This is a genomic window from Thalassotalea litorea, assembly GCF_043642205.1.
Taxonomy (GTDB): Bacteria; Pseudomonadota; Gammaproteobacteria; order Enterobacterales; family Alteromonadaceae; genus Thalassotalea_A; species Thalassotalea_A litorea.
Genome location: NZ_JBHZSG010000008.1, coordinates 1 through 24676, shown reverse-complemented (window position 1 = coordinate 24676; position 24676 = coordinate 1). Strand labels below are relative to the sequence as shown.

General features: G+C 43.7%; 21 protein-coding genes and 1 other RNA gene. 12 read left to right on the top strand and 10 right to left on the bottom strand.

Annotation, left to right across the window (positions count from 1 at the left end; translation table 11 throughout):
- Window positions 1-2: 2 nt before the first annotated feature.
- From ACHUFQ_RS06105 to ACHUFQ_RS06090, 4 genes are read left to right on the top strand one after another with little or no spacing between them, the layout of a single operon-like run.
- Window positions 3-1031 carry an ABC transporter permease gene (locus ACHUFQ_RS06105; RefSeq protein ID WP_394173949.1) on the top strand — a complete coding sequence of 343 codons (1029 nt, stop codon included), beginning with the start codon at window positions 3-5 and terminating at the stop codon, window positions 1029-1031.
- Window positions 1021-1914 carry an ABC transporter permease subunit gene (locus tag ACHUFQ_RS06100; RefSeq protein ID WP_394173947.1) on the top strand — a complete coding sequence of 298 codons (894 nt, stop codon included), beginning with the start codon at window positions 1021-1023 and terminating at the stop codon, window positions 1912-1914. The genes ACHUFQ_RS06105 and ACHUFQ_RS06100 overlap by 11 nt, the downstream gene beginning before the upstream one ends.
- A complete protein-coding gene (locus ACHUFQ_RS06095; protein WP_394173946.1) occupies window positions 1914-2903 on the top strand; it encodes a peptide ABC transporter ATP-binding protein in 990 nt (329 codons plus the stop codon). The genes ACHUFQ_RS06100 and ACHUFQ_RS06095 overlap by 1 nt, the downstream gene beginning before the upstream one ends.
- Window positions 2903-3682, top strand: a complete 780-nt coding sequence (locus ACHUFQ_RS06090) for an ATP-binding cassette domain-containing protein (RefSeq protein WP_394173944.1) — start codon at window positions 2903-2905, stop codon at window positions 3680-3682. The genes ACHUFQ_RS06095 and ACHUFQ_RS06090 overlap by 1 nt, the downstream gene beginning before the upstream one ends.
- 206 nt (window positions 3683-3888) lie before the next feature.
- On the opposite strand, the gene ACHUFQ_RS06085 is transcribed toward ACHUFQ_RS06090, so the two are convergent.
- Complete coding sequence (locus ACHUFQ_RS06085) at window positions 3889-4539, bottom strand: PEP-CTERM sorting domain-containing protein (RefSeq protein ID WP_394173943.1); 651 nt, start codon at window positions 4537-4539, stop codon at window positions 3889-3891.
- Window positions 4540-4926: 387 nt separating this feature from the next.
- Window positions 4927-5553: a PEP-CTERM sorting domain-containing protein gene (locus tag ACHUFQ_RS06080; RefSeq protein WP_394173942.1), complete on the bottom strand. Its 627-nt coding sequence runs from the start codon at window positions 5551-5553 to the stop codon at window positions 4927-4929.
- Between the two features lie 527 nt (window positions 5554-6080).
- Between ACHUFQ_RS06080 and ACHUFQ_RS06075 the strand changes: the two genes are divergently transcribed.
- A complete protein-coding gene (locus ACHUFQ_RS06075) occupies window positions 6081-6467 on the top strand; it encodes a hypothetical protein (protein ID WP_394173940.1) in 387 nt (128 codons plus the stop codon).
- 63 nt (window positions 6468-6530) lie between these two features.
- Here the strand turns inward: ACHUFQ_RS06075 and ACHUFQ_RS06070 are convergent, their stop codons facing one another.
- Both ACHUFQ_RS06070 and ACHUFQ_RS06065 read right to left on the bottom strand, forming a co-directional pair.
- Window positions 6531-6881 (bottom strand): RnfH family protein, encoded by a 351-nt coding sequence (locus tag ACHUFQ_RS06070; RefSeq protein WP_394173936.1) that lies wholly within the window; start codon window positions 6879-6881, stop codon window positions 6531-6533.
- A 5-nt stretch (window positions 6882-6886) separates the two neighbouring features.
- A complete protein-coding gene (locus ACHUFQ_RS06065) occupies window positions 6887-7315 on the bottom strand; it encodes a type II toxin-antitoxin system RatA family toxin (protein ID WP_394173935.1) in 429 nt (142 codons plus the stop codon).
- A 161-nt stretch (window positions 7316-7476) separates the two neighbouring features.
- Between ACHUFQ_RS06065 and smpB the strand changes: the two genes are divergently transcribed.
- A complete protein-coding gene (gene smpB / locus ACHUFQ_RS06060; RefSeq protein ID WP_138319970.1) occupies window positions 7477-7959 on the top strand; it encodes an SsrA-binding protein SmpB in 483 nt (160 codons plus the stop codon).
- Window positions 7960-8046: 87 nt separating this feature from the next.
- Here the strand turns inward: smpB and ACHUFQ_RS06055 are convergent, their stop codons facing one another.
- Window positions 8047-8520 carry a hotdog fold domain-containing protein gene (locus tag ACHUFQ_RS06055; RefSeq protein WP_394173933.1) on the bottom strand — a complete coding sequence of 158 codons (474 nt, stop codon included), beginning with the start codon at window positions 8518-8520 and terminating at the stop codon, window positions 8047-8049.
- Between the two features lie 316 nt (window positions 8521-8836).
- Here ACHUFQ_RS06055 and ssrA point away from each other — a divergent pair.
- Window positions 8837-9187: a transfer-messenger RNA gene (ssrA, locus tag ACHUFQ_RS06050) on the top strand.
- A 159-nt stretch (window positions 9188-9346) separates the two neighbouring features.
- On the opposite strand, the gene ACHUFQ_RS06045 is transcribed toward ssrA, so the two are convergent.
- Complete coding sequence (locus tag ACHUFQ_RS06045) at window positions 9347-10783, bottom strand: class II fumarate hydratase (protein WP_394173931.1); 1437 nt, start codon at window positions 10781-10783, stop codon at window positions 9347-9349.
- Between the two features lie 227 nt (window positions 10784-11010).
- Window positions 11011-11808 (bottom strand): DUF3313 family protein, encoded by a 798-nt coding sequence (locus ACHUFQ_RS06040; RefSeq protein ID WP_394173929.1) that lies wholly within the window; start codon window positions 11806-11808, stop codon window positions 11011-11013.
- Window positions 11809-12007: 199 nt separating this feature from the next.
- On the opposite strand from ACHUFQ_RS06040, the gene ACHUFQ_RS06035 reads away from it, so the two are divergent.
- The 4 genes from ACHUFQ_RS06035 (at window position 12008) to ACHUFQ_RS06020 (ending at window position 18469) form a co-directional block, all read left to right on the top strand.
- Window positions 12008-12247, top strand: coding sequence for a YdcH family protein (locus ACHUFQ_RS06035; RefSeq protein WP_394173927.1), 240 nt, complete (start codon window positions 12008-12010; stop codon window positions 12245-12247).
- A 466-nt stretch (window positions 12248-12713) separates the two neighbouring features.
- Complete coding sequence (locus ACHUFQ_RS06030; protein WP_394173925.1) at window positions 12714-13400, top strand: hypothetical protein; 687 nt, start codon at window positions 12714-12716, stop codon at window positions 13398-13400.
- The gene (locus ACHUFQ_RS06025) at window positions 13397-14866 is read left to right on the top strand and encodes a hypothetical protein (RefSeq protein ID WP_394173924.1); all 1470 of its coding nucleotides are present in this window, start codon (window positions 13397-13399) and stop codon (window positions 14864-14866) included. The genes ACHUFQ_RS06030 and ACHUFQ_RS06025 overlap by 4 nt, the downstream gene beginning before the upstream one ends.
- A 141-nt stretch (window positions 14867-15007) precedes the next feature.
- A complete protein-coding gene (locus ACHUFQ_RS06020; RefSeq protein WP_394173922.1) occupies window positions 15008-18469 on the top strand; it encodes a PAS domain-containing hybrid sensor histidine kinase/response regulator in 3462 nt (1153 codons plus the stop codon).
- A 151-nt stretch (window positions 18470-18620) separates the two neighbouring features.
- Here ACHUFQ_RS06020 and ACHUFQ_RS06015 read toward each other — a convergent pair whose 3' ends face one another.
- The 3 genes from ACHUFQ_RS06015 to ACHUFQ_RS06005 all read right to left on the bottom strand — a co-directional run bounded on the left by ACHUFQ_RS06015 (window position 18621) and on the right by ACHUFQ_RS06005 (window position 22595).
- The gene (locus ACHUFQ_RS06015) at window positions 18621-19370 is read right to left on the bottom strand and encodes an SDR family oxidoreductase (protein WP_394173920.1); all 750 of its coding nucleotides are present in this window, start codon (window positions 19368-19370) and stop codon (window positions 18621-18623) included.
- A 31-nt stretch (window positions 19371-19401) separates the two neighbouring features.
- On the bottom strand, window positions 19402-19830 hold the full coding sequence (locus ACHUFQ_RS06010) for a hypothetical protein (RefSeq protein ID WP_394173919.1): 429 nt from the start codon (window positions 19828-19830) through the stop codon (window positions 19402-19404).
- A 146-nt stretch (window positions 19831-19976) separates the two neighbouring features.
- Window positions 19977-22595: a TonB-dependent receptor plug domain-containing protein gene (locus ACHUFQ_RS06005; protein WP_394173917.1), complete on the bottom strand. Its 2619-nt coding sequence runs from the start codon at window positions 22593-22595 to the stop codon at window positions 19977-19979.
- Between the two features lie 451 nt (window positions 22596-23046).
- Between ACHUFQ_RS06005 and ACHUFQ_RS06000 the strand changes: the two genes are divergently transcribed.
- Complete coding sequence (locus ACHUFQ_RS06000) at window positions 23047-24549, top strand: CoA-acylating methylmalonate-semialdehyde dehydrogenase (RefSeq protein ID WP_394173915.1); 1503 nt, start codon at window positions 23047-23049, stop codon at window positions 24547-24549.
- The last annotated feature ends 127 nt before the right edge of the window (window positions 24550-24676 follow it).

Here is a 24676-nt window from a genome sequence, read left to right as displayed (position 1 = left end):
TTATGCTAAATTTTGCATTGCGCCGCCTGAATCTGTTGTTTTTTACCTTGTTAATGTTAACCCTGGTTGCATTTAGCCTGAATTACTTTTTTCCGGGTTCTGCAATCGTAAACATGACAGGTCTGGTTAATGCCAGTGAGTCTCAACTTGCCAATTATCAAGACATCTATCGCATGGATCAGTCTCTGTTTTTCCAGTACGTCGCGTATTTGAGGGAATTGTTCAGCGGAAATCTGGGTGTGTCCATGTCCACGCAAAAACCTATCAGCGAAGAACTGGTCACCTACTTACCAGCCACTATAGAGTTAAGCCTTGCTGCTTTAATACTGGCAATGCTGTTTGGCATACCCTTAGGTTTTATCGCCGCCATTTTTCATAACAAAACAGCGGATAAAACCATCCTGGTGATCGCCATGGTTGGATATTCATTACCGGTTTTTTGGCTGGCATTAATTCTGATCCTGTTATTTTCAATTACTCTGCCGTGGTTTCCTTCCTCGGGCCAACTGAACTTACTGTTCGAAATTGAACAGGTTACGGGCTTTAAATTAATTGATATTTTAATCAGTGACTCTCCCTATCGCTGGCAGGCGTTTCAGGACGCGTTGAAGCACTTGGTATTACCGGCAATTGCGGTGGCGGTAGCCCCCATGACTATTTTTATTCGTCTGGCCCGCACTTCCATGCTCGAAGTGCTTGAATCCAACTACATTAAAGCGGCCAGAGCAAAGGGTTTATCGAATACTAAAATTATTTATTATCATGGCATCCGTAATGCCTTGGTGCGCATCATTCGCGATATGGGATTACAATTTGCGAACCTGATGACATTAGCCATGATTGCCGAGGTGATTTTCGATTGGCAAGGTGCTGGCAGCTGGTTAATTGATAGTATATTTCAGCGTGACTATACGGCGATTCAGGGAGGCCTGATCGCGTTGGCCAGTTTTACCTTCCTAATCAATATTCTTGCTGACTTTATTTACGCCGCCCTTAACCCTGTTGAAAGGTATGCTCGTCATGGCACGTGATAAAATTTATATCGAAGAAGAGTTTCCTTCGCCAATCAAACAACTGTGGCTGACCTTTAAGACCACACCCGTGGCCATTTGGGCACTGGGATTTTATTCACTGTTGGTATTGTTAGCCATTTTTGGGTCCTTTTTATCCCCACACTCGGCCATGGAAAATAACCTCGAAGTGCTACTGATGCCTCCCGCGTGGCACGTAGACGGTGATATCAGTTACCTGCTTGGTACCGATGATTTAGGCCGAGATATGTTATCGCGATTGATTCAAGGTACATCACTAACGTTTGGATTAAGCATCATCGTGGTTATCCTGGCATTAGTGATTGGTGTCGTAATTGGTTCGATTTCAGCGCTGACCCGAGGGCTAAAAGCAAGTTTATTAACACACTTTCTCGATGTAGTTTTGTCCATGCCATCTTTGTTGCTGGCGATCATTATTGTCGCGATTTTGGGGCCAGGGTTAACCAATGTGCTTTGGGCCATAGGCTTAGTACTTATCCCACAATTTATTCATATTACCCGCAATGCGATAAAAGAAGAGCAGAAAAAAGGCTATGTGTTGATCCCAATTCTCGATGGCGCATCAGAATTGCGAGTATTAGTGACATCGATTTATCCAAATATTATTGACAAAATCATCATCCAGGCGACACTGGCTCAATCGGCGGCGATACTGGATATCGCAGCATTGGGCTTTTTAGGACTTGGTGCACCAGTGGCATTGCCTGAATGGGGATCGATGCTGGCCAATAGTCTCGATTTATTTTATATCGCCCCCTGGACAACGTATCTGCCCGGACTGGCGATATTAATCGCCGTTATTGTAACCAACCTGGTTGGCGAAGGATTTCGCCACTCGCTTAAATTGCAAAAAGAGAACTAATGAATCTTCTCGACATAAAAAATCTCAGCATCACACTGCAATCAACGGCCGAACCTATTCTGGCGGTTGACCGAGTGAGCCTATCCATCCGGGAGGGGGAATTTAGAGGCCTGGTTGGTGAATCAGGCAGCGGCAAGTCTTTGTTAGCAAAGGCCATTATGGGGGTGCTTGATGAAAAATGGAAAGTTGAAGCGGATCGATTTCACTGGCAAGGGATCGATTTACTGCGTTTAACCGAAGAAGAGCGAAAAAAAATCATTACCCGTGACGTAGCCATTATATTTCAGGAGCCGATGAGCTGTCTTGATCCGACCAATACCATTGGCGAACAAATTGAAGAAGCAATCGACAGCGAACAATTGTCTGGCTATTTCTGGCAAAAAGCACAACAACGCCGTGAAGCCGCGATCAAATTACTGCATAAGGTGGGCATTAAAAAACATACGTTAATCGCTAATTCATACCCGCACCAGTTAACAACCACATTATGTCAACGGGTGATGATCGCGATGGCATTGGCAAGACGTCCGAAATTGTTAATTGCCGATGAACCCACAGCGTCCATGGAACCGGCAAATCAGGCCCAGATTTTTCGTCTGCTTGCCAGTTTAAACCAGTTAAAAAACATGTCGGTGCTTTTGATCAGCCACGAATTGGACAAAATCAGTCATTGGACCGAAAACCTGACGGTGATGTACTCAGGACAATTTGTGGAAGCAGGAACTACCGCGCAAATTTTTAAAACCCCCTTCCATCCTTATACTAAAGCGCTGATAGCAAGCACGCCTAAACCCCAAAAACAATGGCAGAAAAAGGCACACCTTGAGACATTACCCGGTTCAATTCCAGTATTGCAACATCTGCCCATTGGTTGTCGGCTTGGTCCGAGATGCCCGAATGCCCGTAAAAAATGTGTTACTGCCCCTCATATTCGCTCCTATCATGGACATCAGGTAAGCTGCCATTTTTCTCATAAGGATGACTACTAATGGCCAGTTTGATTGAAGTCAAAGATCTTAGCAAACGCTATAAAGTCACTAATCATTGGTGGAAAAAAGAGTATAAAACGGTATTAAAACCGCTCTCCTTTAAACTCGAGGCAAAACAAACACTGGCCGTCGTCGGCGGTATTGGTTCAGGAAAGTCGGTGCTTGCCAAACTTCTGGTTGGCGCGGCGCGCCCTACAACCGGTGAAATCACATTAAATGGACAACATCTGCAAACAGGTAACTTCAAACAACGATGCCAGCACGTGCGGATGATTTTTCAGGATGCGGGAAATACCTTAAACCCGAGTTTAACGATTAAACAGCAATTAGAAGAGCCGTTGCTGCTTAATACCCGGCTTGATGCAAGTGAGCGTACGTTAATGGTTCGCAAAACCCTGCAAGATGTCGGAATGCTGGCCGATCATATGCATTTTTATCCACACATGTTTTCTGGCGGCCAAAAGCAACGTATTTCTCTGGCAAGAGCCATCATTTTAAAGCCACAACTGGTTATCTTAGACGAAGCGCTAGCCGCTCTGGATCTGTCTTTACGAGCGCAAATGATTAACCTGTTGTTGGATTTACAGGAAAAAATGGGACTGGCCTATTTGTTGATTTCACACGATCTGGATATCGTTGAGCATTTCAGCGATCAATTAATTGTGCTTCGGGACGGTGAAGTGGTTGAAACGGGTAGTACCGACCAGGTACTCAAGGCACCCAAGGACAAATACACCAAGAAACTGATTATGAGCCAAAGACAACGTCCGGTAATCTAACTCATTCATCGCTCATATCGAAAAATAGAACAGATAAATTCAACATATTGATATACCCGAATTAAAAAAGCGAAGTCAATGACTTCGCTTTTTATTATGAATAGTTAAAAACAATACCAATCCAACAAGGTGCTTTCTTTCTCTTTTGAGGAATATCTTCGTCGAAGGTCTTCGACAACGGCCCAAAATGGTATTCCTTTTAACGACTACTTAGACAACTTTTTACGCGATGCGACTAACCCTATCAATGCCAACGACATTAATAAAATATTGGTCGGCTCAGGAATGCCCTGTGGCGGTAAGCTACCATCATCAAACCAGATAGAAGATAGGTAAATCTCACCCGCGGTAACCACCAAAGAGAACGAATCGCTTGATTCTGTCCAGGTATAAACAGGCGCGTCATTGGTTGGCATAAACTCACCACCATCGCTTGTTGATACCACAGTGCCTTCCATAATGCCGCCTTCATAATCATGGCCAACAACCAGAATCGAGAAATCTTCAGCAAAGAAAGCCACACCGTCTAATGCAAATTCGAAGATGAAACCTTCACCAACGTTGGCGTTATCACTTGGGTCTGCGACACATCCATCTAAGGAATCACAAATACCAAGACCAGCACCTTCGTCCAGGTAGTGATAGTTTTCTTCAGGCGTTGCGGTAATAGTTACGGTAAGACCTGGCGCAAAATCACCTAAGTCAAACGTGGCAGGGTTGTCAGGAATAACAGTATCCCCAAGTTCATTCGCAATATCGGTAAAATCGATTAGCTTAACAAGTTCAGCATTGGCTGTACCGCTAATTGATAATATTGCCGCTAATGCAGTGGCTTTTAACACAGTTAGGATTTTCATTTAAATTTACCTCCAAACGTCGAACGAAATCCAATGTCAATGCAGCAATTTACAGGCCAATACGGGAATTGTTTATTTTTTCTATTTGTTTCATATAGATAGTTACAAAGCTTATCCTCAGCTCTAAAAAAAACATTCCCGTTGTAAAATATTACGACAGTCATAGAGCGCTATAAGCTTATTCTGCGTTGCAATTTTTCTTAATATTTTAAGCTTACTGTTGAGTAGTGGTTGGGCATAGAAATCCGTTTATGCATGTCTTAAACCCACGTAACATCAAAGCCGTTTCTATCTGATAAAAATCACCAAAAAAAACCGGCATTTAAGCCGGTTTTCAAAACGTTGGATAGCGTATCAAATAATAACGCTAACCAGGTTTATTCGGTGTTACTTAGCGAACTTGCGACGAGACGCCACAAGGCCGAAGATACCAAGAGCCATAAGTGCTAAATTCGCAGGCTCAGGGATCCCTTGAGGGGGTAATGCACCATCGTCAATCCAAAGTGCCGCAATGTAAAACTCACCATTGGTCACTGTCATTGAAAACGACTCACCCTCAGAATAAGTATAGATAGTGCTATCATCCAATGCCCATTCGCCACCATCACTCATATCCGCCAGACTGCCGGCAAAAAAGCCCTCGTAATCATGAGCTACGGCTTGCAATGTTGCTCCTTCTGGCGTAAACACCGCACCATCTGCCATAAAGGTAAACGTGAACATTTCACCAACATTAAAGTTATCGTCTGGGTTCTTGGCACAACCACTATCAGATTGGCAATTACCCAGCCCTGCGCCTTTATCCAGATAAAGATATCCAGAAGCAACCTCTAGAACCACGGTTAAACCTTCAACTGAAGTTTCAACTTCTAATGGACTATCCCAGTTACCCTCGCCCAGGGCATCGGTTAATTCCTCAAAATCGAGGACTTTGATTAATTCCGCATTAGCTAATCCACTGAAACTTAAAAGTGCTGCTAAGAAAGGAACGGTTATTACTTTTAGCATTTTCATTTAATAGAACCTCCGCATGACAAATGAAGTGCAGACTGAACACTGCAATGATCACGCCATTTACGAAAAATTTCGGATTTACTACGAAAAAACAGGTAGATAGGAATTAAACCAGAACCATAATAACCGCACCTACAATTCGGATGTAAAAATTTCCTACAAAATAACAGGCATATCCGATCATCAGGCTACCGGTTTGCAATGCTCATAAAACAACCATAAAATATGTCGGATATTCAAGACTAGATCCGCGCAAGCGTAAATTTGTAAGCGCTTGTGTCATTTATCCTACTGAAGTGAGGCTTCATCGGATCGGATTGGCATTCTCTAACATTATTTAATATCTTAAGATGGTGCGTTAGCGATTTGATCAATTATCCCATATTGCTTCATAAGTGCCTCAATCGGCATTGTAACAATGGAAAGCGTGCTGAATAATCGGTACCGGAATAAATAGTCTCAAGAACTGTCATACTGCTAACGTAAGTGGTGTTATCAATGACAGGACTTCCAAACGAGGGGGAAGTATGAAAAGGACACAAAATGCAATTTCGTTAGCTTTAGCATCCTTGCTAACGTTTTTCGTCTCAACATCGGTTGTCGCTATCGAGGACAGCAAAGTACACTTCACTAAAGATATGCACGCCAATATTACTACGGTCGCCGGCAGCCATTTCACTGCATATGACGCTCTGATCAACAAGCCACTTGCGCAATTAATCGAAGCGCCGAGTTACCGATTAGTCAGTAATAAAGTGAGTCGCGAAAATAGCTTTTTCGAAACGGCAATGAAAGCTCAAGACAGAGTCCAGTATTTCTTTGCGTTGGTTGGGGAAACGTTCAGCCAGAGTTCGCATGATGAGGACTCTGAACAATGTCAGCCTTCAAAACTGGCCAAATTATTTTCCTTTTAGCAGCAGGCTTTAACACTGTTTTATCCCCCAGACAAAGAGCTCTAGGACGACGTTAGATTGACGTTATGCGTTCTTTCCACGTAGCGGGTTGACCCTGCCACCCGTTACTTTATCGGCACGCCCTTCTTGCTTGGCTTTCTCTGCCCGACGTTTTCTCACTTCTTTAGGATCTGCGATCAACGGCCGATAGATTTCAATACGATCACCATCCTCTAACCTATCGGTTAATTTTGCCGCTTTGTTCCAAACCCCAACTTTATTTTTTTTCAATTCAATTTCAGGATATAGCTGCAACACTCCAGACGCGACTATGGCCTGCTCCAACGTCGAGTTTTCTTCAACATGAAGAGATAACAACGTTTGTTTGTGCGGCAACGCATAAACCACTTCGACCAATAATTGTTCGGCACTCATCGTTATTAATAAACCTCTTTCGCCCGTTGCGTAAACGCATTAACCATATTATTGGTTAAGGTATTGAATGCTTTGCCAATGGCAAGCTCGATTAATTTACTGGAAAATTCATATTCTAACTGTAAAGAAACCTTACAAGCACTGTCACTCAATGGCGTTATCAGCCACTCACCGGTTAACCGCTTAAAAGGCCCATCAAGCAAACTCATGCTGATACGTTCGTTTTCAACAAGTTGGTTTCTGGTCGTAAACCATTTTTCCACCCCTGCCTTAGAGACCAAAACGGAGGCGGTCATCAAATCAGATTCCTGGGAAACAATTTTTGCATCTTTGCAGCCAGGTAAAAAATGAGGATAGGACGGAATATCATTAATCAGATTAAACATATCCGCAGCGCTGTGCATAACCAGCGCACTTCGATTAATTGCAGGCATTCAACCCCCTAAAAAATATTGCGCTATGATAACAAAGCCTTTCTAAAACCTCATTAAAAATCATCTCAATGCATCAACCGGGGCAGGATAATGTAAATTTACAATGAAAAGCCAGAATACCTGTACCATTCAGCCGTTCTTTACGTATAATATTCGCCATTATGGCAAAGAAAAAATCGAAACAAGCAAACAGTAATACGATAGCTTTGAATAAAAAGGCAAGGCACAACTATACCCTTACCGACAAATTTGAAGCAGGTATGAGCCTACAAGGCTGGGAAATCAAAAGTATCCGTAGCGGTAAAGTTAATATCTCTGACTGCTACGTGATGATGAAAGATGGCGAAGCATTTTTGGTCGGCAGCGAAATACTGCCTTTAAATGCCGCCTCAAGTCATGTTGTCTGTGATCCGACACGCAGCCGCCGATTATTATTAAATCGTCGTGAACTCGACCGTCTTTCCGGAAGTGTCGAACGAGATGGCTATTCATTGATCGCCACCGCTATGTACTGGAAGAAGTGCTGGGTTAAACTGGAATTTTACCTAGGTAAAGGTAAAAAGACCCACGATAAACGCGCGGATATCAAAGAACGAGAGTGGAAAGTCGATCAAGGTCGACTGATGAAAAAGAGTACTCAGTAACCCTTTACGCGGTGTCGACAAACAAAAAAGCTCCACATGCGCTGGAGCTTTTTTAATATTCGTGGTGAAGCATTTCAACACGCCGGCTTATTTTTTCGCAGGTTTTAAGCTTACCCAAAGTTTGATGTGACCTTTTACAACAACCACATCATTTTCATCGTATGCAGTAACCGGCATTAGAAAATCCCCTTCTTGCCAGTCCTTCGCCCGACAGTCCGCTACACAACGAATATCACTACCTGCTTTAGCGGTATAGTCTAAGCTCATGCCTTTAGGGATCCAGCGTAAATGATTTGGAATCGTCGCTTCTGCACAAGCCCCCATCGCCATTTCCAGACCATTACAGATGGCAATAACATGGACCGTACCAATATGATTCTGTACCGCTTTCTTTTTCTTAATAAGCACTTCGCACTTACCCGGTTCAAGGTCGAGCACTAAAGGTTTAATGGTTTTGAAGTAAGGTGCCCATTGGGCAAAAAACCAGGAAAACAGTCGCTTACCAAACGCGAGCTTGGTCCACTTGTTATAAACATCTAATACTTTAGGAGGCTGTGCCATCTAACACCCTTTACGCTTATCTATTGTCTATTGTCTATTATCTTTTATCGATAGCTTTATCGTCATCGATAGTACTATTGCCATCGACAGTTATATCGTCATCAAAAGTCATTTGCCGCATCTGGTACGACCACCAAAACCAATAATACGATGAATGATATGGTATATACAAGGTTAGTGATAAACCTGGTTGTTTTACAGACAGTTGTTGTCGAAAATTTTCTCACGTTGTTTACCGAACCAAGAACAGCTACAATAGCAGTTCGGTTAGGGAACTTAATGGTTGTTTTTGTTTCTAATTAATCGAGTTTACTTTGGGGCCGATTCAGGATTCGACAAGATTCACGAAACCCAAGGTGCATGCCCAGGGGCGGTTGGCCTGGTAAAAAGCCGCAAAACTATAGTTGCAAACGACGAAACGTTCGCACTAGCAGCTTAATGCTAGCCATCCTCACATAGCCTCACCTATTGGCTTGTGATGCGATGGTCATACTAAATGGGTTAGCGAGGGAACTGTGTCTGACGGTGAACCGCGAAACAGTATCAGACTCACCAGAAAGTAGCCTGTCGCTCGGCGACTGACTGGTTAAACAAAAGAGCGACTAAGCATGTAGGACCGAGGATGTAGGTTTTTTGGACGCGGGTTCAACTCCCGCCGGCTCCACCAAATCATCAAATGAAAGCCCCTTAATTGGGGCTTTTTTTTGTTTCCGAGAAGCGCCTGTTTTAAAATTCCACAAGAGATTGTCCCACCCCGTCATTTCTAATGTTCTTGCTATTGAAGGAAAGGAATAGCAATTGCTCCAATTCTCCAGCAAAGTCGAGGCTATTCGGTTGTTTGATTGTTCGGGTTGTTTGTCACATGTTCAGCCATTAATTGCTCGAATTCAGCACGACTAAAAAGTCCAAGAGCCTCTGCTGCCTTTGTTAACGTTATATTTTCCTTTTCCGCATGTTGAACAATATTAGTGGCCACGTCATAACCTATCTTGGGGACCAGTAGAGTAATGACAGACAAATTATTACGCATATTGAGTTCGACCTGCATCCGATTAAGCTTTAAACACCTAATGGCATTTTTTGAAAATGAATTCATCGCGTCAGTGAGCAACTCAATACTTTCTAAAATATTATGAACAATTACCGGGCGGTATGTATTAAGTTGGAGCTGGCCGTTTGATGCGGCCATTGATACCGTTAAGTCATTACCGAAAACCTGCAGACACACCATAGATAACGCTTCACATTGAGTAGGATTTACCTTGCCTGGCATTATTGAGCTACCGGGCTCATTAGCTGGCAAATTCCATTCATTCAGCCCACAGCGGGGGCCACTTCCTAGCAGCCTGAAATCATTCGCGACTTTAAATAAAATAGCAGCCAGTTGTTTAAGCGAACTGCTCAAACCTAATAAAGCCTCCTCACCAGAGACTGCTGCATATAAATTTTTGTGCTGCACAAATGGTAACTTATATCGCTTTGCCAGTAATGCAACCGCTTGCTGCCCGAAACGCTCTGGCGCATTGGCACCTGAACCGACCGCGGTTCCCCCAAGTGCTAACTGGTATACTGGATTCAAACTCGTTGTGAGCGAGTTTTTGGCGGCTGCTACCTGACTGTGATGAGCCGATAACAATGCCCCAGAATTGATGGGTAACGCATCCATTAAATGCGTGCGCCCCACCGTAGTGACACTTGCAAACTCTGTTTGTTTTTTACGCAACTGATGCTCTAATGTTTCGATTGACGGTATCAACATTTGCACCGTTTTTTGCGCAACAACGATATGCATCGCCGTTGGAAAAACATCGTTCGACGATTGCGACATATTAATATGATCATTGGGGTGTAGGTAAACATCGCTTTTTTCGCTTTTGCCTTTTATCTCTTGTTGGATGACGCTATTTGCCAAAGATGCAATAACCTCATTAACATTCATGTTGGTTTGGGTACCGGATCCTGTTTGCCAAATCCGCAATGGAAACTGATCGTAATACTGCCCACCAGTCACGTCATCACAAGCGTGTAAAATAGCCTCTAATTGTTGATCTGTTAATCGTTTTCGACTGTGGTTAATCTGCGCACATGCACGCTTAATGGAAACCAAAGCGTCAATAAAACTGGTGGGAAACGTATGTTGGCCGATAGCAAAATATTGCAGAGAAAGCTGGGTTTGTTTCCCCCAAATTTTATACTTCCGTGAATCAGGTTTGATAGGTTTATCTGCGTTTGCTGATACTTTTGATTTCGACGACCCAGTCATAATATGGCCCATTAATTTTAAATGTTTATAAAATGCCGCTTCCAGTGCGTTACCCTAACTTAAACCATGAATATGACGACGGTAAGTGAATAGATACAAACTCATTCTATCGATAACATTGCCGAATTAATGGCCAAACCCGTTTTGTGAAAAGTGGATATAACCATGTGATAGGATTAAAAATCTGTTCAAGTAATTATGTACTTACCAATAATTAGAGCTCACGTTTATGGCTGTTTTTCGTTTGCGGACGCGCGGATCAAACTGCTTTTGAATGTCGTTAACCAGTTACGGTAAATGGTGCGCATGTCACCCCAGTTAAATACTTTGGTATTTTGTTTCCATTGATCGATGGCCGCTCCCCGATCAAGTGCCTGAGCTAAAATTTGTCCGTTTTCGCCATCTTTCAGGCCTGCAGCGATCACCAAACTGCCCGATGATTCCGTATACGTAGTGCCACCGATTGAGTTATAACTGCGTCGAGACGATTCGACCGGTGCGGTCAGACGAATATCGGTGATCATAACTTCAACCACCAAGGTATTGGCATCGGCCGTAGTCACGATCTCAAAAGGTTGATCTTCATCGAAGACAGTGCTCGCCACCGTTAAAAACTCTTCGCCCATTTTCCGTAACGTTTGTTCATCAAGGTCATAGGTTGCGTTTGGTCCATCGCTCTTCGGGTCGATGCGTGGCGCGCGATAACCTTCGGGATGATCATTATTCACATTTACCTGTGCAAACATCAGTTTATGATATTTTCGCCAATCTACGTCTTCTCTGACGTAAGACAAATCCATCGGTGAGTTATCAACCCGGGTAAGGCCTGCTTTATTGACCTCTTTGTCCGGGCCAGTTTGCAATGAAGGCGGTTCTGAGGCGCAGGAAAACAGCACGAACGATAAAATGGTGATACAACTGAGATTAACGTACTTCAAGCCAGACCTGGCAATCTTTACAGCTCCCATTGCAGTGGGCGATAACATGCGTATTAAATTATCAATTAACGAACTGATTTTTAACATCAATTTTCTCCAAAAAGAAAAGTGGATTTAAATTAAGCATATACCAAAACAGCTACCACTCGGATAAATGCAGTGATCAGTCGACCGAGAATTTAAGCTTTGACTTTCGTGGAGTTAAATTTGTTGCCTATACTTTCTTAACAGTTTTACCACAACAAACCACCCAATTTACATACAGTTCAACTAGCGAAGGTTAATTATGCCCATTGAAAATCATGCTCTTGATATTGATTTCCCTGAATATGCAGACAAGATACAAACCTTAAAAACCACCGATGAGTCGTTTAAAACCCAAAGCGATGAATATCACCAGCTGGATAAGGAAATTCGTACGCTGGAGAAAAACAATGTTCCTACCGACGACGAGCACTTTAATGAGATGAAAAAACATCGAGCTGCTCTAAAGGACGTCCTCTATGCACGCCTGAAAGACGGTTAAATCTTCTTTACGACTGTAAAATAAGCAGGTTGTTAGGTTGCAGGGTTAACCGCAGCCTTCCGCCTACATAATTTCAGCCTCAACCTTGCATATCCCGGCGTTCGTTCCCCCTACAGCAACAAAAAAAATCGATAACATGTCGTTTTTTTCAGGTTAGGGAGCAGCAAATATGGAAGGTTGTTCTAAGCTTAACTAAGTGAACAGTCGCCTGTTTTACCTGTTAGGGTCTAGGTTTTGGTCAGGCAACCGGATATCAGGACAAGCCCGAATATCCGTTATATCTGAAGGGCTTTCGGTTAATTCAGTGGAAGATATTCATTTCAGTAATCTTTTTTGTTAGAGACAGTCTCCTGCCCCGTCGTAACTGGCACATCACCAGTCAATTCAGGACAACTCAAGACTCTGGCAAAGCGTCTTAAAGTGCAGCTACTGAGCATTTTGTTTTACAAACAAGAGAATTGACTCAATGCAGCGCATTCATATTCCCTCATTACACAGGCTGATTTTTCTCAGCATACTTTTGGTTAGCCTGCCAGCCGCTGCAACCGCTTTAAAATATCGTTCGTTAAGCGAGCTGGCGTCCGCCGCCGATGCCGTACTACAGGGTAAGGTTGAAGACATACAGAGTCGACGACTAGCAAACGGCACCATTGTTACTTTTGTCACCTTAAACAATTTAATATTACACCGCGGTGAATATACGTCAGCAACGTTTACTCTGGTCACGCATGGTGGTGAAGTTAACGGCTTGGTTCAAAAAATTCAAGGCGCACCGGACTTCAAATTGTCACAACAGTTAATTCTCTTTTTACAGGGAAATGGCGAACGGATGGTACCCATTTCCGGCTGGGGGCAAGGCATGTTCGTTATCAATAACGGTAAGGTATACGACTATCAATTAAACCCAGTGCTCGACATCCAGGACGATCACATTCGTGTCGACAGATTAAGTGTGCCGGATGTGGTTTTAGTCGGTGCTCCAACACCACCTACAGCGTCTCTTAAAACCACGGTGATGACAGAAGCTCAATTTATCCAATCCATTCTCAGAACACCCAAAAAAAACGCATCCAGACCTTTAAGAAGCGTAGAGTCATCGAGCTTTACCCTGCCTCGCCATAACACCTCTGAAGCGTTGGTAAAGCAGCAATGAAGCATATTGTATTTGCCGCATTGCTCATATTAACCGGGCTCACAGTCGTGTGGCAAAAATCGGCATTGGCCAGTCAATACTATACTTGCAACAATGGCCAAGGCGCGTTGCATTGGCCAAACGGCCTCGCAACCATAAGCCTTTCTGAGGTATCTTTTCCACCAGGCAGCGCCTTTCATCAGGCCGCGGTCTTTGCTTTAGAATCCTGGAATAATGTGATAGGCAGTAATTTACAGTATGCGATCACCAGTGACAGCTTTAGCAGTTCATCCTTGGGAGATGGCATTAATAAAGTGTATTTTAGCGATGATCTCGATAGTGATACCCTTGGCATTACCCAATTTGAGTATTATCAAAGCAGCTGTGAATTCGCGGAAGCCGATATCAGTTTAAATAGCAGCTACAGTTGGCTGGCAGAAAACAAAGATCCAATTCTTACCCAACAGGATCTCAATCTACGCCGGCATAATATACAGTCCGTACTGATCCACGAAATAGGTCATATGTCCGGTTTGGATCATGAAACCGGAAACTTACCCGCGCCGTCAAACCTCAGGCCGAGTTCCCCGGGTCCAAGTGTTGGCCACCAATACCTGCGAGTACCCGTCGCCGATGAAATTGCTGGCCTGCGTGATCTATATACCAGCAACCAAAATGGCCTCGACCTTGCCATTACCTTGTATCAAAGTAGTACCAATGGTCGCTACAATGTTCCCTTACCTAAGCCAACCTCAACCCAAATAAAGCAAGGAAAAAGCATAGACATAAGTTTTGTTTATTTAGATTTAGGTAATATTAAAAGCAATGCGATGGCGTCTTTTTATCTACTTGCCAGTGATGATTATGACAATCAGGGATTTCGCGCCGATCTGCATCAACCGATTGCCCAACACTTTATTTCTCCGACGGTAAATCACTCAGAAAGCCAGCGAATAAATAAACGGTTGGTTATGCCGTTTAGTGATGACTACCCCCTCGGTTTGTATAAAATCATCATCGATATTCAGCCGAATTCCAATGAAACCGATGTTAATCCAAACAACAACTATACCCCGTTTCACCATATCATCACCTTGATTGAAGGAAACCCCAATGATATTGATCTCCCCGATGATGAAGTCCCGCCTGCCAGCGGTGACGACTTCGATAATGATGGGGTAGAAAACAATACCGACAACGATGACGACAATGACAATGTCATCGACAGCGAAGACGCTTTTCCTCTTAATCCCTTAGAATGGATAGATAGTGACAACGATGGCGTTGGTGATAACAGTGACGCGTTTCCATTCGATGCTGCTGAATCAAAAGATTCTGACAATGATGGTATCGGCGATAATCAAGACGCATTTCCTTTTGATGCCAGCAAATCGACGACAACGGATGATGGTGCCGCGCTGTCGCAGCTCTGGCTGTTATTAGTAATGGTTCTTTGGCGATGTCGGCAAAGACAACTAAATAATTAAGCTAACCCATAAAGCCATAAAGCCATAAAGCCATAAGCCCACAAATTAAAGATCTATTCGGATATTTCTAATTGCAATACAAAAGATGACTTCTTGAATTAATGGGTTAGTATGGTTAAAAAATAATAAGAAAGTTGCTTTATGTTACCCATATCTTTACTGGTTCTGGTAACCGTTTGTTACCTTGTTCTACTGTTCTTAATCGCTTTTATTGGCGATAAATACCAACTGCCAAAACATGTAAAGCCGATCGTTTATAGTCTCGGGTTAGGCGTTTACTGCACCTCATGGGCATTTTATGGGGTAACGGGACAAGCAGCGACAACCGGCTGGTGGTTAACACCAACTTATGCCGGAGCAATCATTACCTTTATTTTTGCCTGGCCTTTGGTATTAAAAGTTGCCAAAATTTGTCGTCAACAGTCATTAACATCTCTGGCTGACTTTATCTCCTCCCGATATGGCAAATCTACCCGACTGGCCGGGTTGATTACGTTAGTATCGGTCGGCGCGATTATTCCCTATATCGCCCTGCAGCTGCGTGCCATTACCGATAGTTTTACCGCCGTAACGCAATATCAAGGCGTCAGCGGCTGGGTCGATATCTCTTTAGTCTTTACCGTGATGCTGGCAATCTTTGCAATATTATTTGGAACTCGTCGTATTCGACCATCGGAACAAAATCCCGGCTTACTATTGGCAATAGGTTTTGAGTCAATCGTCAAATTGGTCACGTTTCTATTGATTGGAATTTTTGTCTGCTTCTGGGTGTTTTCATCACCACAAGCGTTACTTGCCGCGGCAAAAGAGTATTCAACAATCAGTGCCATTTCTCCACCACCCGGCTATGTGTATATCACGCAAACCCTACTCGGTGTGTTGATGATGTTTTGCCTTCCCAGGCAGTTTCATATGGCGTTTATCGAACAAAAAAGTGAATCTGAGCTGAAAAACGCCCGTTGGTTATTTCCGATCTTTCTTATCGCCCTTAACCTTTTTGCATTACCCATTGCCTATGCGGGGCTGATCCTGTTTGCCAATCAGGATATTGGTAGTGACTCGTTTATGCTGCAGTTACCTATTTACGCCGATAATGAATTGATGACTCTGGTGTCGTATCTCGGTGGTTTTTCGGCAGCAACTTCCATGGTCATCGTCGCTACCATCGTCCTGAGCATTATGGTCTCGAACGATCTGATCACGCCTAAACTACTGGCTCGGGAGCAAGGTAAGACATCCTCATTGTTAACCAGCCAGCAACTGAGTCCGAATCGCTTACTGATGATTCGTCGCATAACCATCGCAATCATACTATTCGCAGCCTGGGCATATTATCAATCCATTTCCAATTCCGAGTTGCTCGCGGTAACAGGGTTGATGGCGATGACGCTTGTTGCCCAATTTGCGCCAGCAATGCTGCTCGGGTTGCTATGGAGTAAGGCCAATCATAAAGCGGCTTACCGAAGTATTGTTACGGGCACGATGGTATGGGGATATACCTTATTATTACCTTCCATGCTGCAAGACACTCAGTTTTACCAACAGTTCTTTTCCCTGGGGTTATTTGGATTTGATTGGCTAATCCCTACGGCGCTGTTTGGCCTGAATATAGACTTTATCTCACACGGTGTGTTAATGAGTCTAGGACTAAACATACTGGTATTTATTTACGTTAGCCTGACATCCTCGCCATCCATGAGTGAGCGGTTACAAGCGCGCAATTACCTGCACGTAAAACAGGGGCATGAAAGCCTATCCTATGGTAACACCCCATTGACCCTGGGTGATGTCAGAGTGTTGCTCTCGCGTTTTTTTGGGGAAAGCTACGCCAGTACATTTATAAATAATTACTATAGTCATAAACAAGTACACGATGAGTACCTGATCACCGGGGAACTGGAAGCCTGTGTTGAACAAGAACTATCCGGTGTTATCGGTGGTCCATCAGCGCGATTATTGCTCAATTCTGCCAAGAGTCAGCGGCATGCGTTAGTAAACGACGTTGTCGATATCGTCGATGAAGCTAGTGAATTATTGCGTTTTAATCGTTCCTTGCTGCAAGCGACAATCCAAAACGTCAATCAAGGCATTTCAGTCGTCGATAAAGCGCTTAACCTGGTTGCCTGGAACAGACGATATATTGAGATGTTTAACTACCCAGAAGAAGAGATTTACGTCGGCCGCCCGGTTGAAGAAATCATTCGCTTTAATGCCAATCGTGGATTTTTTGGGGATGGTCCGAAACAACAGGAAGTAGAAAAGCGCTTAACCTATTTACAACAAGGCATTCCTTATCGTTTTCAACGGGTGCAAAAGACCGGAAAGGTTTATGAAATGAATGGTAACCCGCTTCCAGGTGGCGGATTTGTTACCACGTATGCGGACATCACCGAGTTTGTTAATACTCAAAAAGCGCTGGAAGAAATTAATGCCCACCTAGAAAGCCGGGTCGAACAGCGCACCGAAGACTTACAACGCCTAAACAAAGCTTTGGGTGAAGCCAAACAAGACGCTGAGCAAGCGAATATCAATAAATCCCGTTATTTTGCAGCGTTAAGCCATGACTTATTGCAACCTTTTAACGCGGCCAATTTATTTTCATCCATCCTTCAGGAAAAATGCGACCAAGATGATATTCGTGAACTGAGTCAAAACATTAGTCATTCACTAGAAAATGCCGAGCAGCTACTCACGTCTATTTTAGAATTGACCAAACTCGATGCCGGCACCATTCGCCCGCATATTGATGATTTCTATCTGGGTAATTTTCTTAACCCGATATGTGAAGAGTTCAAAATGATGGCCGAAGAAAAAGGTCTTAGATTTCACGCCAACATTGAAAATGTCGGTACTCGCAGCGATAAAACCCTGTTGCGTCGGGTTATTCAGAACCTGCTTACCAATGCCATCCGTTACACCGAAACAGGTAGCGTAGAACTGACTCTCGAGCGCCACGGCCCGGCAATCTTATTGCACATAAAAGATAGTGGTATTGGTATTAAAGCGGAAGATCAACAACGGATATTTAATGACTTTGAGCAAATTAACCAGAATAAAGAGCAAGGACTGGGGCTCGGGCTCGCCATTACGATGCGGATCTGCAAGATCCTTGGCATCGATCTGACGTTAAAATCAGAGTTTGGAGTTGGCAGCGAATTTAGCCTGCAATTACCCGTGATAGCGCTGAGTAAAAAATCTATACCGGCAACGTCTGTTAATCCGGTCAACCGTCAGGATCTAAAATCGCTGAAAGTGTTAATTATTGATAACGACGATGCGGTACTCGTTGCCATGGATAAGCGTCTTAGCGAATGGGGTTGTCAGGCCTGGCAGGCAAAAGATCAAACGATGGCGGTAGAAATCACCGAACAACACAAACCACAGTTAATTATCGCCGACTATCATCTCGATGATGGCGTGACGGGACTCGAAGTGGTTAAGTTTATCCACCAACAACTCGACGCCGATATTCCTATCATTATCAATAGTGCTGATCATAGTGAAGACATTCGTGAGGAGATACGTGAACAGGGTTTTCAGTTTTTAAATAAACCGGTAAAACCTGCGGCATTGAAGCGTACGATTAAGCAATTGGTGAAGTAGAAACTTCTAAAAGGTAAGCTTCTAAGAGGTAAGCTGCGCTGGTGGAAGAGGAAGGTGGGAGAAAGAAGTTTCCCTCTTTTACATCCGGCTTCCTCTTAGAAATTGTTACCTGCAGACTTAAAAATTTGATATTAGCTAAAGATGGTATTTATTACAGTCCGCCAGTCGTATCGATAAAACTGCCAGTAACAAAGGAAGATTTTTCACTTGCCAGCCAAAAAATCGCTTCGGCGACTTCCTCAGCAGTACCGCCCCGTTTTAGCGGCAGCTTGTTACTCAACCTATCTACTCGAGTCGCTTCACCACCTGCGGCGTGCATTTCGGTATAAATAAGTGCTGGACGAACGCCGTTAACCCGGATACCTTCATCTGCGAGCTCCAGTGCTGCACCTCGAGTCAGCGTATCCATTGCTCCCTTTGATGCGGCATAGTCCACGTACTCATTCGGTGAACCTGTTCTGGCAGCACCGGAAGAAACATTGACGATATTGCCACCGGTCCCACCATATCTTGTGGACATCCGCTTTATCGCTTGCTTAGTACACAAAAAACAGGACAACACATTCACTTCTAAGATGTTTTTAAATCGCTCAAAGGATATATTTTCCAGTCTCGATTGCGGCGCTAATATTCCAGCATTATTAACCAAAACAGACAGCCGACCTAGTTTGTCTGCTTCCACAAACAACTTTTCGACGTCCTGCTCATTGGATACATCAACTTGTACCGCTAAACATTCAACACCAAGCTGCTCAATCTCCAATACCAACTGTTCGGCTTGTTGTTGCGAATGCTGGTAATTAATCACGACCGCATATCCATGCTCTGCAAATAGCCTCGCAGTAGCAGCGCCAATACCACGACTGCTGCCGGTAATTAATGCGACTTTTGATGAACTCATAACATGTCTCATTTATTCTTTATCTGTAGACCTAATGTAAAACCCCTTCCGGGTACTCCATCATTATTGGCGAGTAATTTTTAAAATTTGCGGACTTTTCCAGGATATCGTTTACCTGCTTCAGGTATTCCACGGAAGTGCCCTTTTCATACAAAAAGGTGATTCTGGCATTGTCACAGCCAACAGGTAACGATTCTAATTTTTCACGTAAATAGTCTTCACTGATTTCAGAATCATAGGTATATATCTTCTGCGCTTTTGAAACCTTTAATCGAATTGGCAACACGCTATTACTGTCATCACAGGGAGACTGTAATGGCGATACCGTATAAGGGAGTCGGTCAGGCTTAATCAGCGGGGTCGCTAAGTAATTACCCGGCTTCTCGATATCATCTGTTGCCGCCACAAAAACCAAGCTAACCAGCGCCACAAATAACAAACTAAAGTATATAATTTTCATACAGTTAAGATAAGAGGAATGATAATTCTAAATTAGCCTTATTCGTCGTCAGGAACAATAAGCAAACAAAAAACAATTGCATCAAAATGTTAATGAAATGGGCACAAAAAAAGGACCCGAAGGTCCTTTTTTAAACGCGTTCTTTATTAGAAGCTATAGGTAACCTTACCGTAGTAGAATCCGCCGTTATAATCGAACGGACCACTTTCGTAGTACTTACCACCAACACCGTTAAACTCATCAGGAATACGTTCTGCTTCCTGATCAAAGATGTTGTTTGCACCTAGAGTAAAGGTAAAGTTTTCAGTCATGAAGTAGCTGACTTCGGCATCAAACGTGATTGCCGCATCTGCATCTTGGTTCCAACCACCTGGGCCGGCATCATCGGCGTGAACCGCCCAATACTCACCAAAGTAGTTAGCTCGGACAAACATACCAAATGAATCCCAGCTTTGGCTCACGGTAAATGTACCGCGATGCTCTGGCATACCTTCTTCTAGACGACGAACCTTATCAGGACCAGTACGTACAGAACCATCTTCCTGAACATCTACACTATCAACTTCGGTTTTATTGTAGTTATACGCCAGGCTAAATCCGGTATCGCCACCAAACATTTCCATGTTGTAGTTAGCAACGACATCTAGACCTGAGGTTGTGGTATCAAAGTCATTCGCAAAGTACGTTACCCCTGAGATCAACTCTGGGTTTTTAACGCCTGCAGCGCGAAGGTCATCATAATCTTCCGGGTTAACCGAAATTTGTGACGTTTGTGCAAGACGATCTTTCACTTCAATGCTATAGATATCGGCAGTAATGAATAATTCACCGAATTGCAGAACTGTACCAAAAGTATAACTCGTCGATTCCTCTGGCGTTAAAATATCCGCGCCGTAGTAGCTAGCTAGAGGATCCGTTGCCGGAGCAAGGAAGGTTTGAATCAACTCACCATTAATTAGAGAGGTCTGAGTGTTAACCACGTTTGCCTGACCAACAGTTGGAGCACGGAAACCGGTACTGTGTGACGCACGCAGTGACCAATCATCAGTGATTGAGAACTGACCCGTTAATTTGTAGTCAAACGTACTACCAAACGAATCATAGTCTTCCCAACGCAGTGCGGCACCGACCATAAACGCTTCACTAAAATAGAATTCAGTATCTAAGTAAGCAGCGATGTTGCGACGGGTGTTAACGCCTTGAGATTCAGGACCAAAGCCTTTAAAACCGTGAGAACCGATGTTGAAACCTTGATCCGCGTAAGGACCGGCTTTCCAGGAAGATTCTTCACCAGAAATGATTTCAAAGCTCTCTTCACGCCATTCTAAACCACCAGCAATATTTACCGGCTCGTAGAGTCCCCAGTCAAAACCTTTACTCAAATCAAAGTTAATGGTTTTTTCCAACTGGATATATTTACCCGTATCAAACTCGGTTGGCGTTGTTAAACCTAAAGAAGGGTTTAAAGTGTTTTTTAAGTTAAATGCAGATTCATTACGACCTACTGATGCACTTAAATCAAAGTAAACACCATCCATAAATCCGCCGTTAAAATCACCTCGAACACCACCGGTAAGTGATGTATCGGTGATATTACCACCAAAGGCTGGCGTATAACCGCCTGGGAAAATGGAGTTCATGGAGAAACAGTTTGGATCCGCAAGCATCTGCTGATATTGATCGGTATTCAATACATTATCAACGTTAGCTGGCACATTCGATGGTGCTAAAGGAACATCGACCGTTGCGTTTGACCACGAACAGCTTGGCACACCTTCAGTTGCCAGGCCTACATCACCAACAAGTAAAGTTTCACCACCATCGATGGAATAAACATTGCCACGGTTGTGTGGGTTACGGTAATAAAATCCACCGGTGACATCACGCTCTGAGTAGTTACCAAAAAGATAAACTTCTTTATCCGTACCAATGTCTAAACCAACATTACCGAACAAGGTAATATCATCTTCAATTTCTGGCAAACCCCAGATTTGTGCCGGGTTACCAACATCGGTATTGCCAGCAGCAATCAAGCCAGCAGCATCAGGACGTTGGACACTACGAGAGGTTGCATCAGCATTTTTTAATTGAAAGCTTAAGTTAGCAAAACCGTCATCGCCTAAAGGCAGGCCGATATTACCATCAACCGTAGTTGTACCACCGTCACCTTCGTAATATTCACCATATTTTGCAGAAATAGACCCGCCATCTGCATCATCTTTTAATACAAAGTTCATTACACCAGCGATAGCATCTGAACCGTATTGCGCGGATGCACCATCACGAAGTACTTCAACTTGCTTTAAGGCGACCGAAGGAATGACTGAAATATCAGGACCTTGTGCACCATCATTAACACCACCACCCTGGAAGGCGATAACCGACGCACGATGACGACGCTTACCGTTAACAAGGATCAAGGTAGAGTCCGACGACAAACCACGCAGGTTTACCGGGCGAATCAAGGTCGCAGCATCACTGATAGGCTGTGCACGGGCGGCAAATGATGGAACAGATGCGACCAACAAATCAAGCATATCCGAAGAGCCGGACTTTCTTAGCTCATCACCATCAACTACATCCACCGGTACCGGCGAATCAGCAACTGAGCGAGGTGCAGCACGGCTACCAACGACAACGATCTGTTCGATATCCTCTTCGGCAACCGCTGTTTGGTTAGCCTCTTCCGCGGCCATGGCTGACTGACCAGACAAGGCTACAGAAACGGCAAGCGCGAGACTGCGCTTACTAAATTTAATAGACATATTAACTCCCTGAAATATTGTTATTTTAATCATCCGCGCAGCCATGATTTGTATCTCATGATTTACAATCGGACGAACATCAGCTTTTATATAATACTAACGCACTATTTACAACTGATTTACTTTGTATTAGCTGCGATTTAGCCGTTAAAATACGCAAAAATATGTAACTAAAGATGAAAAAAAATAAATTGTTTTAATCCTTATCTGAGCAATTGTTCAGCAATATTTACAAATCAAAGTTTCTCATTATTGACAAAAGTCGTTCATCCTTGAATCAAGGTCTGTGACTCCCTAATCTAGCTACAAACAATAACAAAACATATTGACCCGACCGGTTATGGGCGCCTCGCCGTTTAGACTGACATTCAGGGTATAGACATTACGACAAAAAAATCGGCCGCCTTATCAGGTTTTCTGAGTAGCATGGCTAGACAACAAAGGTTAATTTATGACAATTCGTGAAATTCAGTTGCTGATTGATGGTAAGAAACTATCGTCAAAATCGCAGCAATACTTAGATGTTCTCAACCCAGCCACCCAGGACGTTGTAGCAAAAGTGCCAATGGCGACTATCGAGGAAGTGGATGCGGCAATTGAAAGTGCGCATCGTGCTTTTTTGACTTGGAGCAAAACGCCACTCACTAAACGCATGCGTATCATGCTTAAATTTCAGCAACTACTGCAAGACAACACCGAGCAAATTGCCGCCTTAATTACCGAAGAGCATGGTAAAACCTTACCGGATGCAGAGGGTGAAGTCGGTCGGGCATTGGAAGCTGTCGAAAATGCCTGCTCTATCACTCGCTTACAATTAGGGGAAATGGCCAATAACGCAGCCTCAAACGTTGATGTTTATACATTGAACCAACCGCTTGGCGTAGGTGCTGGTATTACAGCATTCAACTTTCCGGTCATGTTACCTGCCTTTATGTTTCCAGCGGCAATCGCCTGCGGCAATACTTTTGTATTAAAACCCTCTGAACAAGATCCATCCGCTACTATGCTAATGGTAGACCTTGCAATGCAAGCCGGCGTTCCAGCCGGTGTATTGAATGTCGTTCATGGTGGCCCTGAGGTAGTGAATCGTATTTGTGAACACCCTTTGATTAAAGCGGTTTCGTTTATTGGTTCAACACCGGTTGGCACACATATCTATAACCGCGCCAGCCAACATGGCAAACGTGCCCAATGTATGATGGGTGCGAAAAACCATATGGTGGTGATGCCGGATGCGAATAAAGAACGTGCGATTAACGATATCATTGGTTCGGCATTTGGTGCTGCAGGGCAACGTTGCATGGCAAATCCAGTGACAATTCTTGTTGGCAACAGTCGCCAGTGGTTAGATGATATTGTGACTAAAAGCAAAACCTTAGTCGTTGATGCAGGGACCAATCGTCGAGCGGATTTAGGTCCGGTTGTATCACCGCAGGCGAAACAGCGTATTATCGATATTTTAAATACCGGCGAGCAGCAAGGCGCAACCTTGTTAATTGATGGTAGGGATATTAAGGTTCCGGGTTATCCCGATGGAAATTTTGTCGGTCCGACCCTGTTTACAGACGTCACCACAGATATGGATATTTATCAGCAAGAGATTTTCGGTCCCGCACTGTGTATTTTACAAGTCGATACGCTTGAAGAAGCCATCGACATCATCAATGCCAATCCAAATGGCAATGGTACGTCGATCTTTACCTCATCAGGTTATGTAGCGCGTAAATTCGAAAATGATATTGATGTTGGTCAGGTTGGTATCAATGTACCAATTCCTGTGCCCGTGGCTTATTTCTCATTTACCGGTTCTCGTGGCTCCAAACTAGGCGACCTTGGCCCTAACGGTAAACAGGTTACCCAATTCTGGACCCAGACGAAAACGGTTACCGCCCGTTGGTTTGAACCGGATCATCAAGAAGGTGATGAAATCCACACCACAATCAGTTTGAAATAAGACATCACTCCAACCATAAAAAAGGGAGCAGTTGCTCCCTTTTTCGTGTTTTATACCAATCACATTAAGTTTGTGCACAACTCAGAGTTAGGGCAGAGGTTCAGTTACAACATAGATTTTATTGATA

Bases quoted from the DNA above. Each gene is read 5' to 3' on its own strand.
- ACHUFQ_RS06080 (WP_394173942.1), bottom strand. From the start codon at position 5,553: ATGAAAATGCTAAAAGTAATAACCGTTCCTTTCTTAGCAGCACTTTTA.
- ACHUFQ_RS06090 (WP_394173944.1), top strand. From the start codon at position 2,903: ATGGCCAGTTTGATTGAAGTCAAAGATCTTAGCAAACGCTATAAAGTC.
- ACHUFQ_RS06000 (WP_394173915.1), top strand. From the start codon at position 23,047: ATGACAATTCGTGAAATTCAGTTGCTGATTGATGGTAAGAAACTATCG.
- ACHUFQ_RS06065 (WP_394173935.1), bottom strand. From the start codon at position 7,315: ATGCCTGCAATTAATCGAAGTGCGCTGGTTATGCACAGCGCTGCGGAT.
- ACHUFQ_RS06095 (WP_394173946.1), top strand. From the start codon at position 1,914: ATGAATCTTCTCGACATAAAAAATCTCAGCATCACACTGCAATCAACG.
- ACHUFQ_RS06005 (WP_394173917.1), bottom strand. From the start codon at position 22,595: ATGTCTATTAAATTTAGTAAGCGCAGTCTCGCGCTTGCCGTTTCTGTA.
- ACHUFQ_RS06070 (WP_394173936.1), bottom strand. From the start codon at position 6,881: ATGAGTGCCGAACAATTATTGGTCGAAGTGGTTTATGCGTTGCCGCAC.
- ACHUFQ_RS06010 (WP_394173919.1), bottom strand. From the start codon at position 19,830: ATGAAAATTATATACTTTAGTTTGTTATTTGTGGCGCTGGTTAGCTTG.
- ACHUFQ_RS06030 (WP_394173925.1), top strand. From the start codon at position 12,714: ATGCAGCGCATTCATATTCCCTCATTACACAGGCTGATTTTTCTCAGC.
- ACHUFQ_RS06015 (WP_394173920.1), bottom strand. From the start codon at position 19,370: ATGAGTTCATCAAAAGTCGCATTAATTACCGGCAGCAGTCGTGGTATT.
- ACHUFQ_RS06075 (WP_394173940.1), top strand. From the start codon at position 6,081: ATGAAAAGGACACAAAATGCAATTTCGTTAGCTTTAGCATCCTTGCTA.
- ACHUFQ_RS06025 (WP_394173924.1), top strand. From the start codon at position 13,397: ATGAAGCATATTGTATTTGCCGCATTGCTCATATTAACCGGGCTCACA.
- ACHUFQ_RS06045 (WP_394173931.1), bottom strand. From the start codon at position 10,783: ATGACTGGGTCGTCGAAATCAAAAGTATCAGCAAACGCAGATAAACCT.
- ACHUFQ_RS06035 (WP_394173927.1), top strand. From the start codon at position 12,008: ATGCCCATTGAAAATCATGCTCTTGATATTGATTTCCCTGAATATGCA.
- ACHUFQ_RS06100 (WP_394173947.1), top strand. From the start codon at position 1,021: ATGGCACGTGATAAAATTTATATCGAAGAAGAGTTTCCTTCGCCAATC.
- ACHUFQ_RS06020 (WP_394173922.1), top strand. From the start codon at position 15,008: ATGTTACCCATATCTTTACTGGTTCTGGTAACCGTTTGTTACCTTGTT.
- ACHUFQ_RS06055 (WP_394173933.1), bottom strand. From the start codon at position 8,520: ATGGCACAGCCTCCTAAAGTATTAGATGTTTATAACAAGTGGACCAAG.
- ACHUFQ_RS06105 (WP_394173949.1), top strand. From the start codon at position 3: ATGCTAAATTTTGCATTGCGCCGCCTGAATCTGTTGTTTTTTACCTTG.
- ACHUFQ_RS06085 (WP_394173943.1), bottom strand. From the start codon at position 4,539: ATGAAAATCCTAACTGTGTTAAAAGCCACTGCATTAGCGGCAATATTA.
- ACHUFQ_RS06040 (WP_394173929.1), bottom strand. From the start codon at position 11,808: ATGTTAAAAATCAGTTCGTTAATTGATAATTTAATACGCATGTTATCG.
- smpB (WP_138319970.1), top strand. From the start codon at position 7,477: ATGGCAAAGAAAAAATCGAAACAAGCAAACAGTAATACGATAGCTTTG.